General features: G+C 39.4%; 15 protein-coding genes. 7 read left to right on the top strand and 8 right to left on the bottom strand.

Going from position 1 to position 17,481, the window contains the following annotated elements:
- Positions 1 to 11: 11 nt before the first annotated feature.
- The gene (locus tag PO903_RS08235; RefSeq protein ID WP_273593111.1) at positions 12 to 890 is read right to left on the bottom strand and encodes a glycerophosphodiester phosphodiesterase family protein; all 879 of its coding nucleotides are present in this window, start codon (positions 888 to 890) and stop codon (positions 12 to 14) included.
- A 693-nt stretch (positions 891 to 1,583) separates the two neighbouring features.
- Between PO903_RS08235 and PO903_RS08230 the strand changes: the two genes are divergently transcribed.
- On the top strand, positions 1,584 to 2,051 hold the full coding sequence (locus PO903_RS08230) for a MarR family winged helix-turn-helix transcriptional regulator (protein ID WP_069329444.1): 468 nt from the start codon (positions 1,584 to 1,586) through the stop codon (positions 2,049 to 2,051).
- 317 nt (positions 2,052 to 2,368) lie between these two features.
- Here PO903_RS08230 and PO903_RS08225 read toward each other — a convergent pair whose 3' ends face one another.
- The 6 genes from PO903_RS08225 to PO903_RS08200 all read right to left on the bottom strand — a co-directional run bounded on the left by PO903_RS08225 (position 2,369) and on the right by PO903_RS08200 (position 6,863).
- Entirely contained in the window at positions 2,369 to 3,328 is a 960-nt protein-coding gene (locus PO903_RS08225; RefSeq protein WP_137224937.1) for an NAD(P)H-dependent flavin oxidoreductase, read from the bottom strand.
- Between the two features lie 24 nt (positions 3,329 to 3,352).
- On the bottom strand, positions 3,353 to 4,156 hold the full coding sequence (locus tag PO903_RS08220; protein WP_273593110.1) for an energy-coupling factor transporter transmembrane component T family protein: 804 nt from the start codon (positions 4,154 to 4,156) through the stop codon (positions 3,353 to 3,355).
- The gene (locus PO903_RS08215; protein WP_273593109.1) at positions 4,149 to 5,006 is read right to left on the bottom strand and encodes an ATP-binding cassette domain-containing protein; all 858 of its coding nucleotides are present in this window, start codon (positions 5,004 to 5,006) and stop codon (positions 4,149 to 4,151) included. Before PO903_RS08215 ends, PO903_RS08220 begins: the two co-directional genes overlap by 8 nt.
- Positions 4,982 to 5,791, bottom strand: coding sequence for an energy-coupling factor transporter ATPase (locus PO903_RS08210; RefSeq protein ID WP_273593108.1), 810 nt, complete (start codon positions 5,789 to 5,791; stop codon positions 4,982 to 4,984). The genes PO903_RS08215 and PO903_RS08210 overlap by 25 nt, the downstream gene beginning before the upstream one ends.
- 13 nt (positions 5,792 to 5,804) lie before the next feature.
- Positions 5,805 to 6,356, bottom strand: coding sequence for a biotin transporter BioY (locus tag PO903_RS08205; protein WP_273593107.1), 552 nt, complete (start codon positions 6,354 to 6,356; stop codon positions 5,805 to 5,807).
- Positions 6,357 to 6,533: 177 nt separating this feature from the next.
- Positions 6,534 to 6,863, bottom strand: coding sequence for a hypothetical protein (locus PO903_RS08200; protein ID WP_069329450.1), 330 nt, complete (start codon positions 6,861 to 6,863; stop codon positions 6,534 to 6,536).
- A 207-nt stretch (positions 6,864 to 7,070) separates the two neighbouring features.
- Between PO903_RS08200 and msrC the strand changes: the two genes are divergently transcribed.
- Positions 7,071 to 7,550, top strand: a complete 480-nt coding sequence (msrC, locus tag PO903_RS08195) for a free L-methionine (R)-S-oxide reductase MsrC (RefSeq protein ID WP_273593106.1) — start codon at positions 7,071 to 7,073, stop codon at positions 7,548 to 7,550.
- 301 nt (positions 7,551 to 7,851) lie between these two features.
- The gene (locus tag PO903_RS08190) at positions 7,852 to 8,454 is read left to right on the top strand and encodes a nitroreductase family protein (RefSeq protein WP_069329452.1); all 603 of its coding nucleotides are present in this window, start codon (positions 7,852 to 7,854) and stop codon (positions 8,452 to 8,454) included.
- A gap of 218 nt (positions 8,455 to 8,672) precedes the next feature.
- On the opposite strand, the gene PO903_RS08185 is transcribed toward PO903_RS08190, so the two are convergent.
- On the bottom strand, positions 8,673 to 9,353 hold the full coding sequence (locus PO903_RS08185) for a hypothetical protein (RefSeq protein ID WP_069329453.1): 681 nt from the start codon (positions 9,351 to 9,353) through the stop codon (positions 8,673 to 8,675).
- A gap of 448 nt (positions 9,354 to 9,801) precedes the next feature.
- On the opposite strand from PO903_RS08185, the gene PO903_RS08180 reads away from it, so the two are divergent.
- From PO903_RS08180 to PO903_RS08165, 4 genes are all read left to right on the top strand, one after another.
- Positions 9,802 to 10,671, top strand: a complete 870-nt coding sequence (locus tag PO903_RS08180) for an ABC transporter permease (protein WP_241669423.1) — start codon at positions 9,802 to 9,804, stop codon at positions 10,669 to 10,671.
- Between the two features lie 13 nt (positions 10,672 to 10,684).
- On the top strand, positions 10,685 to 11,626 hold the full coding sequence (locus tag PO903_RS08175; protein WP_069329455.1) for a carbohydrate ABC transporter permease: 942 nt from the start codon (positions 10,685 to 10,687) through the stop codon (positions 11,624 to 11,626).
- A gap of 54 nt (positions 11,627 to 11,680) precedes the next feature.
- Entirely contained in the window at positions 11,681 to 13,231 is a 1,551-nt protein-coding gene (locus PO903_RS08170) for a DUF3502 domain-containing protein (protein WP_137224919.1), read from the top strand.
- A gap of 464 nt (positions 13,232 to 13,695) precedes the next feature.
- Positions 13,696 to 17,439, top strand: a complete 3,744-nt coding sequence (locus PO903_RS08165; protein WP_273593105.1) for a collagen binding domain-containing protein — start codon at positions 13,696 to 13,698, stop codon at positions 17,437 to 17,439.
- Positions 17,440 to 17,481: the final 42 nt, after the last annotated feature.

Raw genomic sequence — 17,481 nt, 5'->3', positions numbered from 1 at the left:
CTATCCTTATGTTATTCGTTAAGATACGCAAATAATCCTTCTGGATCATCGGTCTGAATCATATTCACACCACGGCGAATATGCCATTCCCATCCTTCTGATACATCTACCCGAGAAATAATATCTGAATGACCACCGCAGATCGAATCCCACATTGTATTTGTCCAAATACGGCAATGATTGCTTTTGATACGGTCTAATACTTCTATGGATATCCGTTCGTCTGCTTCATCTTCAAAGCAAATCTCAAAAGCTTGTGGCTGTACCGCTGCACAAATGTAATCAATATCTTGAACCATCTCCGGATTCGAATCATCAATAATCTGCATATACAACGGTTGCTCTATTTTATCTGCCAAAAATAACTGTACTTCTGCCGCACTGGCTGTACTTTTAAATAAAGCTTGCGATACTGTACCTGTACGTAATAATACTTCATAGACTTGCTCCCGATAATCCCAACATTTATCCAAATTAATCATAACTTTATTTTTGATCAAAATTAATATTTCTTCTAATGTAGGAATACTGTAATTGGTTAATGTTTGATTGATTCCACCTTGATATTGACGCAGACGAAGTTCCCGCAACTGTCTAAACGTCATTTCATTAATAGAGCCTGTTCCATTGGTCATTCGATCGACGGTCTCATCATGCATCAGAATCAACACACCATCCGCAGTCTGTTGTACATCAATTTCAATCATATCCGCTCCAGCAACAACTGAATATTGAATCGCTGCTAATGAGTTTTCTGGTGCTTGCTTCCAATTTCCTCTGTGTACAGCCATCATCACTCGACCGTTCGGGTCCCAAAAGCTAGATAAAATCTCTTTCAACGACGATTCTGAAGGTTGTTTGCGTGCAGCAGCGATATTATTTCTCACCATGTATCATTCCTCTATTCTTTTATTCGTTAGAATTAATTGAATTTCATCAGATGTGGTTTCTGCGTTATAACTGATCTTTATACTGTAATCAATAAGGGTCAAAATCAGTAGATATTTGATCTCTTTTTATGTAAATTCGATTTTTGAATTATAAACAACTTATACACAAATTAGTACCAGATATTAAGGGTTTACACACACTTTATCAACAAGTTATACACAGCCTGAGGATAGATTTAAGTAAAATACTTCCACCTTAATCATTTAAAAAAATAATTATGCACCGAAATCAGGGGATAGATTGTGGAAAACTGCTTATTTATACGATTTTGCTATACATTCTATACTAATTTTACGTATATTGTCCGTAATTTAATATTCACTCTATTTATACACACAATTATCCACAAATTTTATCCACTTATACACAGTTAACACACAGCAAACAAAGCAAGAGAAAATCTATTTTTTTGTAAATTTTATGTTTCAAAAATCGTTATCCACAATTTATCCTACTTTTCCACGCTTTGATTGGAATTTAATATTTAAATTTAATATTTAAAAAGTCTACCATTGTGACAAATCGCATGTTTTTTCAATAAAATTACAAGTAAAATAGATTTATATTCCAATCCATTAATTCATTTGATGAATATATTCCACACTAAACTGCCTAGAAAGGGTGAATTTATCATGATCAATATGTCCATGAATGATACTGAACAATCTATGCACCTTTACCGTGTTTTCGCTAAAGCTTTTAAAAGTTTGAGTGAACATGCTGTAGCTGGAAGCAAAATTGAAGGCTTCAACTCTACTGCTTTTGCTGTAATGGAAGTTCTTTATTTTAAAAGCGCCCAACCGATACAACAAATTGGTGCTAAATTATTACTACAAAGTGGTAATGTTACTTATGTGATCGACAAGTTAGAACACAGCGGATTGTTACGCCGTCATCCTTGTCCTACCGATCGTCGTGTGATCTATGCTGAACTGACTGATGTGGGACGTGCTGTGATGGATGAAATTTATCCAAAATATGAAGAACGTCTGAATTATGCGTTAAGCGGTCTGAATTTCCAAGAGAAAGAACAAATGATTTTCTTACTCAAAAAATTAGGTATGGAAGCAGAACGTTTGTCTCCTGCTATGCGTAAATAAACCGTTTGTACGTTCCGCATACTCTATTAAAAAAAGGATCATTCCCTATTTTCTCCATGTTGTGCAGGAGAGAATGCGAAATGATCCTTTTTGGGTTTGTTTTTTGAAAATATCGCTTGGGTGGAGTGAATGAGAGCGCTACGGGGAATAATCGTTCTTGTCGTCGCTGGTGTAAGCTGATCCCTTGAATAACCGCTTTGCGGCGGTAGGGATTAGCTTACAAAGGCGAGCGCTTCGCTCTTTCAGAATGATTATTCCCCTCCGCTCTAGATCGTGGTGGGAGATATTTTAAGAAAAAAATTAACCCTATTAATTGATTAGGTTGACCACTTTTGACGGATGTCTTGGGCTTCTTGGAGCATGCGTTGGATGAGTTCTGCTACGGTTGGGATGTCTTTGATGAGACCGATGACTTGTCCTGCCCAGGCGAAGCCTTGTTCGGGTTGGTCATCATAGATCCATCGTTTGTTGGCTTCGCCACTGATATAGGATTTTAACGCTTCATAGGTGGGTGTGGCTTGTTCGATTTTTAGAATTTCATTGGTATAGTCCGTTCGTAATACTCTTGCAGGTGCTTTGATAGAGCGTTTGATAATCACGGTATCGGATGCTGCGCTGTCGACCAGTGCTTTTTTATAAGAAGCTGATGCATGTATACATTCGGTTGTAGCAATAAAGCGTGTGCCCATTTCTATACCTTCTGCACCTAGCGCATGTGCCGCCATCCAGCCTCGACCGTCTCCGATCCCTCCTGAAGCGACCACTGGAATACTCACTGCATCGACTACTTGGGGAACCAATACCATCGTTCCTACATCATCGATCCCCAGATGTCCACCGCCTTCTTGTCCAACAACGATCACAGCATCTGCACCTAATTGCTCTGCTTTTTGCGCTTGTCTGGGTGAAGATACAAGCACTAATGCTTTGATAGCTGTAGGTCTAAGCATCTCTAATACAGGTGCTGGATTGCCTCCTGTAATTGTGACTACTGGAACATGTTCATCTATAGCCACTTGTACTCGATCTTCATAACCGAATCCATACTGCCCTATCGCAAAGTTCACCCCAAACGGCTTATCTGTTAATGTACGTAGACGACGAATATCTTCACGTAATGCTTCGGCATCTGGCAGACTCATAGCTGTAATTTGCCCGAGTCCACCTGCATTACAGACCGCAGCCGCAAGGTCAGAGTAACCTAGATAGGCTAGTCCACCTTCTATGATGGGATATTCAATCTGTAATAGCTCTGTTATTCTTGTATTCCATTTCATCATTATCATCCTTATCTGATAGGTCTATATCTTCATTATATTTAATAATAACAGACCTAGCGCAATTAGGATGGCGATAATCATCACGATATAATCGATAGATTGCCACTGTAGTTGTCGATACGATGTTCTGCCTTTACCTTTGCCATAAGCACGAGCATCGATCGCATCACTAAGATGTTCAGCCCGTTGAACAATCGTAAATAGCAATGGAACTAAAATAGGAATATACGCTAGCACACGTTGTGGTAAGCGAAGTGTAGTGAGATCGTATCCTCTTGCTTTTTGCGCTAACAAAATACGCTCTAATTCTTCTAAAATAGTCGGGATAAAACGAATCGCTATCACGATCATTAATGAAAATTGTTCAATAGGTACGTTAAGTTTCCCCAGTGGATACATTAATTTTTCTAACCCGTAGGCTAGTGTTAACGGCTTAGTCGTTAATGTTAAGATCGCTGCCAGTATGACTAACAAAATAATGCGCCACACCAAACGTACACCATTCTCCAATCCTTCTATCGTAATGTGTAACCATCCCCATGACCAAATAATGCTGCCCTCTGTAAATAGCATATTGTAGACAAACGTAAATAATAAAATAACGACTAATGGAATCAGTCCACGCCAAAAAATAACAACTGGAATACGAGTGATTCCTACAATCACGATCACAAATAAACTAGCTACGATATAGCTAATTCCTGTATTCAGCCATATCAAGCTCAGCATAAATATAAATAAACTGATCAATTTCGTACGTGGATCTAAGCGATGAATAATCGAATGAGTCTCTACATATTGACCAATAAGTACGGGATTAGCCAAAAGCCTGCTCCTTTCGATGCCAAACAGGTATAATTTTGGCGAAAATATCTTGTTCACGGCAACTGTCTATCTCTATCTTCTGCCCGGAGCATTGTTCGATCAACTTCAATAATTGAATAGATTCTGGCAACACCAATCCGCTTTGTTCTAATAGATGAGATTGCTCAATAAATAAAGTCACAGGATCATACTGTCCGATCAATCGACCTTGATGCAATAAAAGAACTTCGTCTGAATATTGAGCTACATCGTCCATATGATGAGACACCAAAATCAGAGTGCGATTCTCTTGTTTTTGCCATTGCTGAAGCCACTGTAGCATATCTGTACGACCGACAGGATCGAGACCTGCGGTAGGTTCATCGACAATCAACACTTGAGGATTCATCATTAAAACAGAAGCCAATGCTACCCGTCTTTTTTGCCCGCCACTTAATTGAAAAGGCGCTAACTCTAATATATCTTCAGTTAACCCCACTTGAGGCAAAATAGCTGTAATCCTTTGCTGGATTTCCGAAGCAGAACAGCGTTGTTGTTTGGGTGCAAAAGCTAATTCTTTAGCTATAGTCGTCTCGAACAATTGATGCTCTGGATATTGAAAAACATAACCGATCTCAGGTCGAACCTTGACCTTTCCTTTGGCATCTGTTGCTACCGCTTGATCGTCAACAAGATACTCTCCTTGGAATAGAGGAATTAATCCTTTCAATACTTGCACTAGTGTCGACTTGCCTGCTCCAGTCTGTCCAATCACTGAGATCCATTGGCCAGCTTCAATCGTACAGCTTATATCTTGTAAAGCATGATGATCTTGATAACGTACACTTACCTTTTGGAGTTGATAGACCATTGTGTCTGAACCGCCTCTTTCCACTGGGGTGCCACAGGAGTGGTGAGTTGAAGGAGCTGATGAACACGCACAGCAAAAGGAACTTGTAATTGATACCGGGCTACAGGAACGTCTGCAAAAAAAGATTGCGGTGAGCCATCGAAGATCAGTTGTCCTTGATCAATAAGTAATACACGTTCTGCTGTTAACACTTCATCCATATGATGGGAAATATGAACAATCGTTATCCCTTGTTGGTGAAGCTTGTGCATGATATGAAGCACCTGCTCTCTCCCTTGCGGATCAAGCATTGATGTCGCTTCATCGAAAATAATCATATGCGGACGCATCGCTAGTATGGCTGCTATCGCTACACGTTGCTTTTGCCCACCAGATAATTGATGAGGTTCTGCATCGATATGGGATTCCATCTGCACTGCTTGTAATGCTTCAAGTACTCGATATTCCATTTCAGCGCGGGGTACAGCTATATTTTCTAAGCCAAATAGTACTTCATCTCTAACCGTAGTTGTAATAAACTGATCTTCTGGATTTTGAAAAATATAGCCGATCTGTCGCCGAATATCTGCAAGTTCGATCTGGTTAGATGTATCTAATGTGTTCCATTGCACTGTGCCCTGCTGGGGTAATACCAATCCATCGATCAACTTGGCAATCGTAGATTTCCCACAACCGTTGGCTCCGACAATCGCTACAAATTCGCCTGGATGTATAGTAAAGCTCATATCTTCTATAATAGGCTGTCCTTTTTTATAATAAAAATGAACATGATTGAATGTCAGCATTCGTTCACTTCCTTTATTGATTAGCCTTTACTTCTATCGGACTAATCGCTTTTAACTGCCATATAATGATAGCGGCAATAACGGCTTTGATACAGTCTCCCGGTAAAAAGGCTACGCCTCCTACAAGCCCTGCCCATACAGAAGTATTCGTCACCCATGCCATAAACGGAGCACCGATCAGATTGATCAACAATACGCCGAAAATGATATTGATCAGAATCATTTTCCATAATTTCAAACGAGACCATACTTTTTCGGTAGCATATCCGATACAAAAAGCAGCAATCGGCCAGCTCAATAGATATCCTCCTGTAGGCCCCACTAGAACAGATAATCCGGCACGTCCACCGGGTAGTACAGGCAATCCTATCGCTACCAAGACAAGAAATAAGACCAAAGCAATACCGCCAACCTTTTTACCTAAAAATCCTCCAGCAATCATAACGCCCAGTGTCTGTACTGTAATCGGCACCGGAATAAATCCTAAAGGAATCGGTGGGATCAATGCGAATACACTAATAAGAGCAGCAAATAAGGCTGCATATACCATTTCTTTTGTTGTCATATTCTAACCTCCGTTAATTGTTAACCACTTTATATAATTTAGGTTAACAATTAAAAGAAGTCAATTTATTTTTATAAATATACTGAAAAGAGCGTTGATATCCGCTTAGATAGCGAAGATCAGCGCTCTTTTCAATGGGAACGATATTGAGCTATAGATTGGAATAAAGAATAATCGTTAACCTACCACCGATGGTTCTTTATATGATTTGCGTTGACTTACCGATTTGGAAGAACCCGGAACCACTTCTCCGCACAATAGAGATAACCGTTTACGGATCGCTTTTAACTCTTGAATGCCTGTACCTGTGATTATATATTCATCGCTACTGGAGGTCAGCATATTTTCCTGTACCAGATATTCTAGTTCTTGCTTAATCTCACGTTCGCCTACACGATAACCCCGATCTTCCAGAAACGGTTGCATATCATTGACTGTTAATTTGGCTTCATGGGAATGGTGAAGTAGATGAATACGAATAAACAAATTCTGTACTTCAGCGTGCATAAATTCCTCTCCTTCCGGTTATTAGATTCACGCTGTAATTACCCGTCGCCCTAGAAGCGGAAACAATTTCTGGGTTATTTATTGATCAATTACCTAATCGTTGGGATGATGCACAATTTCGACTTTACTATTTGCAAATAAATAGAGCAGTTGTATACTGTTTTATAGGCTTGATGGTTATAATCTATTGGAAAAAAGGTGAAACTCATGTTTGAAAATATAGCGTATAGTGGTACGCGTGAAGAACAATACAAGACGGCTTTGAGTCAATTGAAAAGTCTAATTGCGGATGAGCCTGATCGTGTAGCGAATCTGGCTAATGCATCTGCGTTGCTAAAACAATGCTTAAACGATACGAACTGGGCAGGATTCTATCTATATGATGGTAAAGAATTAGTATTAGGTCCTTTTCAAGGATTGCCTGCTTGTATTCGCATCCCTTTAGGCAAAGGTGTATGTGGTACATCCGCTTCAGAGCGTCGCACATTACGCATTGCGGATGTACACGAATTTCCTGGACATATCGCTTGCGATGCCGCTTCAAACAGCGAGATCGTTGTTCCTTTAGTCAAAGGCGATACGTTAATTGGTGTACTCGATATCGACAGCCCTCTAAAAGAGCGTTTTGATGCAGAAGATCAAGCTTTTTTAGAAGAATTTGCTGAAATACTGGTTGGCGCTCTATAATTGTAGTTCTCTAATCAAACATCGATCGTGTAAAAGATTAAACAGTAACTACTTTGATCTTATAAAGTAGTTACTGTTTTTTATGCTTGTACACAGGACAAGTGCTATTACAAGGAACATTCTTCTAACTCTACACTCTAAATTTATTCTATCCACATGTGTATAACTTTTTTCGGAAAGTTATCCTTATTTATCTTAATGTTAAGATTTTTTTGGATTACCTATTGATTTATAACAAATATGTAGTATCATTATAAAAGTAAGTAACAAACATTTATACATTCCAAGGAGGAAACACATTATGGCTTTAGACTTTTTCCAAGCACTTGAAAACAGACGTTCTATCTACGTAATCAGCAAAGAATCTCCAATTGCAGATAGCAGAATCCAAGAAATCGTTGAAGAAGCAGTAAAATATACTCCATCTTCTTTTAACTCTCAAAGCGCACGCGTTGTTGTATTACTAGGCGAGCAACATGATAAATTATGGGATATCACTACAGAAACATTGCGTGGTATTGTAAATAACGAAGAAGCGTTCCAAGGAACAGCTGACAAAATGAGTATGTTCAAAAATGGGTATGGTACTGTATTGTTCTTTGAAGATACAGACATTATTACAAATCTTCAAAATCAATTTGAAGCTTATAAAGACAACTTCCCACTTTGGGGACACCATGCTAACGGTATGTTGCAATTGGTGATCTGGACAGCACTTGAAGCAGAAGGTCTAGGCGCTACACTACAACATTACAATCCAGTGATTGATGCAGAAGTAAAATCAACTTGGGATATCCCAGCACAATGGCAATTGGTTGCACAAATGCCTTTCGGTAAACCTGCTGCTCCTGCTGGCGAAAAAACATTCCAACCTGTTGAAGAACGCGTTAAAGTCTACAAATAAGTAAACCATCGCACATAAGTTAGGATGAGGTCTAACAGGTAAAGCGTATATGCTAGCTGTTAGATCATCACTATCCATATGTACAACAAAAAGCACCTCTTATCCGAAAACTTTCCCAGTCATTTAGGGCAAGATTTCAGGCGATAAGAGGTGCTTTTTCATTAGTACTCATTATAGATACAATCAAACTCAGACAAATGGCGAACACATTATGCTTATTAACCTGAACTTGTATCTTGATACTGCAAGCTTACGCGTTTAACATTACCCTCAGCATCCAGTTCCAATTGAACCGTTTTGCCTGTCATATCCGCTGCGCCTGCTTCTACATTTTCTTCAAAATCAGCAGCTTTATTATAAGATACTTCTTTTTCACCTTTTTTGATCATTACGGTCTTCGTATCTTCACTTACATACGTTCCGATTGGATCTTTAGTCGTATTATCTTCATCATTTGCTGCTTTAGCTAGTTCTGCACTGACAGCGGATTGACTTTGATTATCAATTTTGACACTGATCTCTTGTCCATCCATATTGTCTGGCAACGAATCGCCTTTTTCAAACGAACTTTTCTTCGGAATCACAACTTCGTTTCCGCTCACTTTAATCGTCAAATTATCTTCATTTTGACTAACAAAAGTACCTACTACATTAAAATCAGCATTCATATCTGATTTGTTCGGATCAGACGAATACTGTCTTAGATCCGCTAGGTCTGATTGCTCGCTCGCATTTTTTTGATCGGTTGTGCTGCTATCGGTCTGACCTGTATTTGGACCTTTATTTTCAGTCTGGTCTTGTGCAGCAGGTGTTGCGTCCGGGTTGGAACATCCGGTTACTGCTCCTGCAATCAATAGACTGCCTAGTACAGTAAGTGTCGTATACTTGAATGATGTCATTGGAATGATGCCCCTCTCTTTGAGAACAATAGATTAACGATTCTGTATGCATCTTCAATTAGATGCTTTCGTTACTCTTTACCCCAAATGCACAGGGTTCCAAACTATGAATCATTTACAATATTAAGCCTGCTATCATATCATGTCGAAATTGATCATACAACCTCTTTTTGTAACCCTTTTCATTTTTATGATTTACCCTTTTCTAAAATTCAAATCGTAGCAGAATGATGATGGTTAATAGCAGTATTGTGCAATAGAAAACGCAAAGAACCCCTTACAATAAAAAGAACAACAACACACTTAGCAAAATGTAAGCGCTACAAAAAAAGAAATGGTTTAAAGCACAAAGGAGGAATATCACTTGGATACAGCCAAATCGATCCCTGCTGTACGTGTCAAAAATTCCAAACGTAAGCATTTCCGCAACAGCCGTGTGCTCCTGCTGATGTGCTTGCCAGCTATCGTATTCTTTTGCATTTTTGCTTATCTACCTATGCCTGGATTATATCTGGCTTTTGTCAAATATAATTACACCGATGGAATATTCAGCAGTCCATTTGTCGGATGGGATAATTTCAAATTCCTTATCATTACCGGCGATCTCTGGCGACTCACCTTTAACACAGTGGCATACAATATTGCTTTTATTGTACTTGGTAATATTGCCCAGATCACCGTGGCTATTTTATTAAATGAAATTCGCAAAAAATGGTTCAAAAAAATATCGCAAACGCTTATGTTTTTGCCTTATTTTATCTCTGCGGTACTGATCGGTCTGCTTGCTTATAATATTTTGAGCTACGATTACGGGTTGCTGAATGGCATTTTGCGTTCTCTTCATCTTGATCCTGTCAAAGCTTACTCTGAACCTCATCTATGGCCATTTATTATTGTGATCACATATCTCTGGCAGACCACTGGATATGGATCGATTGTATATTTCGCTGCAATTATGGGACTTGATAGTGAAATCGTAGAAGCATCTGAGATTGATGGAGCCAATGCTTTCCAACGTATTATCTATATCGTTCTTCCATGGCTTAAGCCTACTTTTATTATTCTTTTGTTGTTCTCACTAGGTGGTATTTTGAAAGGAAACTTCGGCCTATTCTTTAACCTCGTGGGTGCGAATAATACAGCACTGTATGCAAGTACAGATATTATCGAAACGTATGTATTCCGTTCCTTGATGACTAACTTTAACTTCTCTATGGGTAGCGCAGTGAGCCTATATCAATCTGTCTTTGGATTTGTTGTGGTATTAACAGCGAATTGGATCGTCAAAAAAGTATCGCCTGAAAATTCACTATTCTAGGAGGTGAACATGAATGGATATTCGCAATGAACGTGATCTGATTGGAGGTAATACTCCACGACCTGCACGGATTCGTACCGATTACACTGAAATCATTATGAGCTGGTTTGGTTACATTTTTATCGGGTTATTCGCCATTTCTTGTTTGCTGCCTTTTTTGATCATTCTAGGCACTTCTTTTACAAGTGAAGCGGCTGTCAAAAAGTTTGGCTTCAATATATGGCCTCATGAATTCAGTACTTTTGCTTACCAGATCGTTTTTGAAAATCCCAAATTGATTATCGGTTCTTATCTGGTCACGATGGGCATTACGATTGTGGGTACTGTGGTGGGTCTATTTATCGTAGCCATGACAGGATATGCGTTACAACGACCTGATTTTTCGTATCGTAATAAGATCTCATTTTTTATCTATTTCACAACGTTATTCTCCGGTGGATTAGTTCCCTTTTATCTACTGATCACTCAATACTTAGATCTTAAAGATAGTTACTTAGCCGTTCTTTTACCGGGGTTGTTAACTCCTTTTCTGATCATTATGATGAAAAGTTTTGTACGTTCTATTCCCCATGCGATCACTGAATCTGCGAAGATTGATGGCGCTGGCGATTTTACAATCTTTTTACGACTGATCTTGCCAATGACGACTCCAGCACTAGCTACGATTGGACTGTTTATTGCACTTGGATACTGGAATGAATGGTATAACGCGATGCTATTTCTTTCACCGGATATGGATTATCGTCCTTTGCAGTTATTTTTGTATAACGTGGTAACCAGTGCAGACTTTATTCGTAACTCTGCGGCTTCATCAAATGTAGCGATGAGCGATGTTCCACTGGAAACGATGAAAATGGCAACTGCGGTTGTAGCGACTGGGCCTGTTATTTTATTTTACCCATTTGTGCAACGTTATTTTATTAAAGGGATTACTGTTGGTGCGGTCAAAGGCTAAGTTCATCCTACCGTCTATGCGAAAGATTCGCTTTTATTCTAAGGAGGTTAACAGATGTCCAGATTTCGTAAATTAACGATTTCAATACTGATTGCAGTGATGGTCATTAGTCTTGCAGCATGTGGAGGTAAAAAAGAAAGCAGTAGTGCAGGTGGCGATACTTCTCAATTCGTGACTATTAGCTTTGTCGTCTTAGGAGACAAACCAAAAAACGGTCAATTCGAAAAAGTGATGGAAAAAGTTAATGCTATTATGAAAGAAAAGATCAATGCTGAACTACAATGGAAATGGGTCGAATGGGCAGATTGGCAGACCAAATACAATCTGTTGCTTGCATCCGGTGAACCTGTAGATCTAGTGACAATCGGAACGGACTGGTTGGATACATGGTCTAATGCACAACGTGGTGCCTTTTTACCACTAGACGATCTTCTACCTAAATACGCTCCAAAAACGTGGAAAGAGATTCCACAAGAAGACTGGGCACAAAGCAAATACGATGGCAAAATCGTTCTTATTCCTGAAAACGATTACACGCAATGGATCAACCATGGATTCTTCTATCGTGGAGATTGGGCGAAACAAGCAGGCATTACAGAACCGATCAAAGATTGGAATACGATTGGCAAATATCTGCAATGGATCAAAGACAACAAACCTGATGTGATTCCTTATGATGTTCAAGCCAGTACAAGTAACTTTGGAGGTTGGGTGCAATCGTATACGCCTCATCTAGAGTTACCGATCTCGACAGGATATATGCCTATTTTCAACACCGAATCGTATGATGATCGGTATAAAGTCGTTAGCCCGGTATTTGAAGATACGTTCCTAGACTTTGCTAAATTGATGAAAGATTGGGCGGATAAAGGATACTGGCGTGAAGATGTACTAAACAACAAAAATGATGCACGTAATGCACTACGCGCAGGTCAGAACGGTATGGACAGTCATCATACACAGACATTCTCTGGACTTCGTGTACAAATGGATAAAGATCAACCCGGTTCTGAACTGATGATGTATCCGTTCTCCCGCACTAGCAATAATTTACTAGAAATGCCGATCACTCATGGCGGTGTATCTCTTGGTGCACATAGCAAAAATCCAGAACGTGCATTGATGGCATACGATCTTATTCGTAACGATAAAGAAGTGTACCAGTTGATTAACTATGGTATGGAAGGCGTTCAATATGATATCAAAGATGGCAAACGTGTACTTCCTGCGAACTACAATGAAACTAACGATTCATTCTATTCTGACTTCTGGGCAGGACGTATGGACAAATTTGAGATTCCTAGCGACACCACATGGGATAAGATCGGTACAATGTATGATGAGTACGACAAAATCAAAAAACCTTATCCGTATGGACAATTTGTATTTGACAAAACAGCTATTGAATCTGAATTAACGGCTATCTCTCAAGTCACAGGCGAAATGGGACCTGCGATCTCTTATGGTAAAGCAGGCGATCCTGCGCAAGCTGTTCAAGAGTATCGGGATAAGCTCAAATTGGCTGGTTATGATAAAGTAATCGCTGAGCTACAACGTCAATTAGATGCTTATAAGGCGCAAATGGATAGTGCCGGTACGAAATAAAAATTAAAGCTTAAATTAAAAGTAGGAAATCCTAAAGAATTATCTTTTAGGATCTCCTACTTTATTTTCATTTTCGACAAGGTGTTACAAAACTTTCTTCCTGGTTTATAAACTATCATTGGCTTGTTATAGTACTAGCGACTTATTTTTAAAATAGATACGATTTATTTATGCGTTTCTATCGGCTTGTATGATATAAATAATGAGTCAGTTTTAATTTCTAGTATTTGGTTTTGCTTCAATTCATTAGTTTTGTATTTATTACTTGTCCAAAAGTTCCTGCCCAATTGCTAAAAGTTGTTGAGAAATTGTTCAGAAACAGCATGTATAATGTCAAAGCAGGTACTATCAAAAATGAAAGGAGCAACTCACACAAATAGCTTAATTTTAAAACTTACAGTAAGTCAACTATTAGTCGTCAGGCTCGCATGCCACTTATCATTCAGATTGCAAGGGGATATTAGATGAAAACAGCAAAACAAATAAGCGCATTCGTACTGTCGCTAATTCTTATGTTTCACCTTCTTGTTGGTGCAACTAGTACCATATACGCTGCCGATACAACACCAGCTAGCCCGGAATCTACTGATTCCTCTCAAGCCGTTCAATCAGGTTCTACAGATGCTACAAGTAACAATAGTCAATCTACTGTACAGTCGGATACATACGCCCCGACAGATGGAAGTGGATCTGGTAGTAATGGATCAACAGGAGATCCAGGTACAACTCCACCTACAGACCCTACCACTACAACGCCAGCTGCCCCGGACCCTGCTCCAGTAGCTAACTCACAAAGTATCTTAACGAATGTTACTATTGTTGATGCTAACAATAACGTAATCGATATGGTCAAAAATCCAGATTATCAGATCGAAGCAGGTGCTCCTGTCAGTCTGATCTATCAATGGCAATTGCCGGATGACGGATCATACAAAGCGGGTTCTACTTTTGAATTTGATATTCCTTCAGCGTTCAAATTGTACAATGATATCAATAACGTACCGCTCAGTTTTGATGGTGATTCTGTAGGTAGCTTCAATGTAACGACTAAAGGTCATGTTACGATGACATTTAACAAATTCGTTGAAGAACATTCTCAAATTGGCGGTATGCTTCAAGTTAATACTGAATTTAGCAAAGAAATCTTAACAGGCAGTACAGAAGTCAAGATCCCGTTTCCTATTAATGGTGCGGATCAAGTGATTGTTGTGTTTATCAAACCTCAAAAAGGTACAGCAATCAGCAAAAAAGGTGAAGTTCAAAAAAATCAACAAGTGAATTGGACGGTTGATGTTAATACCAATCTAAAACATGTTCAAAATGGTGTTCTAACCGATCCCATTCCAGCCGGTCTTACTCTTGATCCTAATTCGATTCATGTCTATGAGTTGAATGTCAATGTAGATGGTAGTACTAAAGTCGGTCAAGAAATCACTTCAGGTTATCAATTAACAACGAACCCTGCTGATTTCAAAATTGCATTTGATCAAAGTATTCGTTCAGCTTACCGTGTAACTTACTCTACAAGTGTAGATAAAGGTACACAAACGAGCTATACGAATACAGCGACACTTACAAGTGATGTTGAATCAGTCAAAGCCAGTGCTACAGTCAGTGTCAAACGTGGTGAATTTTTATCTAAAAATGTAGTCGGCTATGATGATAAGACTCGCACCATCTCATGGGCTATCAATTACAACATGAATGAACAGCCCATTTCACAAGCCAAAGCACTACTTAAAGATCGCTTTAATGGCACACAACAATTCCTTCAGAATACATTTAAAGTGGTTAATGTAACGACAGGTACTACAATGTTCGAAGGTACAGATTATACGTTAACACCTGTAACTAACGATAAAGGCACTAACGGTTTTGATCTTCAATTCAACTCTGATATTACTTCTGGTTACACAATCACTTATCAGACACAAGCCACTGGACGTGTCTATACCGATGAGAAAGTAATCAACAAAGTAACTTCAGACGGAACAAGCGAACAAGCAGGTCAAAACTTGCAAAGTACGATTTTTGTCAAAACATTAGCAGATGCCAATTATAGTAGTAAAATTGCGACATGGAAATTAGTTGTTAATCGCGATGGATATACAATGTCCAATGTAGCGATTAATGATTATTTCACTAACGGTGGCTTAGAATTCTTACCTTCTACGCTAGTGATTCGCAAAGCCGATGGCAGTAAGCTTCCAACCGCTGCTTATACGGTAACAACTAGCAATGCCAAGTCTGGTTTTGATATCAAATTTGCTCAAGACGTGACAGAACAGTTGACTATCCAGTACGGTACAACGTTCAACAACGATTGGAAAATAGATAAAACAAAACCTGAATTCTACAATGGTGCTAAATTGACTTGGACGGAGAACGGAACACCTCGTTCACAGACGACAGAAGCACGCTTCTGGCCAGATAATATGACCGTTAATAACGGTTCTAAAGAAGGCGTCTATAATGCAACAACCAAAGAAATCACATGGACGATCAAAGCGAATTACAACAAAAAGGAACTGCCTAATGCTGTGATTACAGATACACTTGAATCAGGTCAGACCTATGTACCTGGTTCACTTGAAGTGAACAATCTGAATATTTTAGGCTGGTGGAATGGTACTTCTAAAGGTTCTACAGTAGATCCTTCAGCGTATACATTCACTGCTCCAACGGCAGAAAATACAAATGTACTAAAACTTGCTTTTAATAACACAATCAAAACACCTTACTGGATTACGTTCAAAACAACGCTTGAGAATCAAGTGATTGAATCGAACATTCATAATGAAGCTGTACTTCGTAGCGGAAATGATTATTATCCGTGGGCAGCTGTTGTTCAGATTCCTAAAGGTGGCGAATATGTCTCCAAAACAGGTACACAAGATGGAGATAAAATTAATTGGACGGTGTATATCAACCGTGGTCAATCGTATGTTGAAAATGCCAAAATTATAGATACTCCTACAACTAACCAAATGTTATCTGCTAGTTCTTTCCACTTGTTCGCAGCTAATGTAGCGAGCAATGGCGGACTTGCCAAAGGTAATGAATTGGTGAAAGATACAGACTATAAATTAGCATTTTTTGCAGGCGATGCACCTCGCTTTGAACTGACTTTCCTCAAACCGATCTCATCTGCATTCATTCTAGAGTATTCAAGTATGATTACAGCATCGGATAGAGAAAAAGTAAGCAATAGCGTAGCCTTTACAGGTAACGGTATCAAAACGGGTACACTCGTGACTCAGGAAGAAATTGAAGTTCGTACTTCTTCAGGTTCCGGTACCGGTTCTGGAGTAGTCGGTAAGTTGTCTGTACAAAAAGTGGATAAAGACGATAAGAGCTTGCCGCTTGAAGATGCAACTTTCAAATTACAAGATGTAGCTCAAGCGAAGCCAGCGATCGAACTCACAACAGATGCACAAGGTCAAGTGATGTATACGAACCTGCTCTATGGTAAATATACATTGCAAGAAATCAAAGCACCTGCTGGATATGTTCTTGATCCAACGATTCATAATGTAACGATTGATGCGACTACTCAGAAAAAAGGCAACATGTTATCCATGACGATCACTAACGAGAAAACACCTGTTGTGATCCCGCCGGTAACAGAACCACCAGTAGTCACTCCACCTGGAGGCGGCGGTGGTGGCGAAACACCTACGACACCAACAACGCCGACAACACCAGATGGTTCGACACCAACGACTCCTGGACAACCATCTAACAATGACGATGATGATATTCCTGGTGGACGTGTAGAGCCTACACCGGATGATCCATTTGCAACGGTTCCAGTAAATGATGATCCGATTCCGCAAGGTAATACAGAACCAACACCAGATACACCAACACAGCCGTCACAACCAGGGAATGAGCCGTCAACTCCGGTAAGCAACAATCCAACACCGGGTTCACCATCAGACCCAGAGGTTCCGATCAATGATGATCCGATCCCTCAAGGTAATGTACCTGTGACACCGGACAAAGATATTCCGGTTAACGATGATCCGATTCCTAAAGGAACAGTACCAACGAATCCGTCTAACCCAACAAGCACACCTGATGTGGATCGTTTGCCACAAACAGGTGAGTCCAGTAACATGCCTTTCTGGTTAGCTGGATCTGCATTATTATTGTTTGGATTGTTGATGAGACGTGTGCAACACAACAAACAAAATCGTTCTAAATAATAAAATGTAACTTCCGTTACATGAATACACAAAGCCCCTGTG

Origin of the sequence: Paenibacillus sp. PK4536 (assembly GCF_028594455.2) — a bacterium.
Classification (GTDB): domain Bacteria; phylum Bacillota; class Bacilli; order Paenibacillales; family Paenibacillaceae; genus Saccharibacillus; species Saccharibacillus nuruki.
The sequence above is the reverse complement of the archived record's forward strand: the minus strand, read 5'-3'. Positions and strand labels throughout refer to the sequence as shown.

Excerpts from the sequence above, each read along its gene's own strand:
- PO903_RS08235 (WP_273593111.1), bottom strand. The coding sequence starts at position 890 with ATGGTGAGAAATAATATCGCTGCTGCACGCAAACAACCTTCAGAATCG.
- PO903_RS08230 (WP_069329444.1), top strand. The coding sequence starts at position 1,584 with ATGATCAATATGTCCATGAATGATACTGAACAATCTATGCACCTTTAC.
- PO903_RS08225 (WP_137224937.1), bottom strand. The coding sequence starts at position 3,328 with ATGAAATGGAATACAAGAATAACAGAGCTATTACAGATTGAATATCCC.
- PO903_RS08215 (WP_273593109.1), bottom strand. The coding sequence starts at position 5,006 with ATGGTCTATCAACTCCAAAAGGTAAGTGTACGTTATCAAGATCATCAT.
- PO903_RS08210 (WP_273593108.1), bottom strand. The coding sequence starts at position 5,791 with ATGCTGACATTCAATCATGTTCATTTTTATTATAAAAAAGGACAGCCT.
- PO903_RS08205 (WP_273593107.1), bottom strand. The coding sequence starts at position 6,356 with ATGACAACAAAAGAAATGGTATATGCAGCCTTATTTGCTGCTCTTATT.
- PO903_RS08200 (WP_069329450.1), bottom strand. The coding sequence starts at position 6,863 with ATGCACGCTGAAGTACAGAATTTGTTTATTCGTATTCATCTACTTCAC.
- msrC (WP_273593106.1), top strand. The coding sequence starts at position 7,071 with ATGTTTGAAAATATAGCGTATAGTGGTACGCGTGAAGAACAATACAAG.
- PO903_RS08190 (WP_069329452.1), top strand. The coding sequence starts at position 7,852 with ATGGCTTTAGACTTTTTCCAAGCACTTGAAAACAGACGTTCTATCTAC.
- PO903_RS08185 (WP_069329453.1), bottom strand. The coding sequence starts at position 9,353 with ATGACATCATTCAAGTATACGACACTTACTGTACTAGGCAGTCTATTG.
- PO903_RS08180 (WP_241669423.1), top strand. The coding sequence starts at position 9,802 with ATGTGCTTGCCAGCTATCGTATTCTTTTGCATTTTTGCTTATCTACCT.
- PO903_RS08175 (WP_069329455.1), top strand. The coding sequence starts at position 10,685 with ATGGATATTCGCAATGAACGTGATCTGATTGGAGGTAATACTCCACGA.
- PO903_RS08170 (WP_137224919.1), top strand. The coding sequence starts at position 11,681 with ATGTCCAGATTTCGTAAATTAACGATTTCAATACTGATTGCAGTGATG.
- PO903_RS08165 (WP_273593105.1), top strand. The coding sequence starts at position 13,696 with ATGAAAACAGCAAAACAAATAAGCGCATTCGTACTGTCGCTAATTCTT.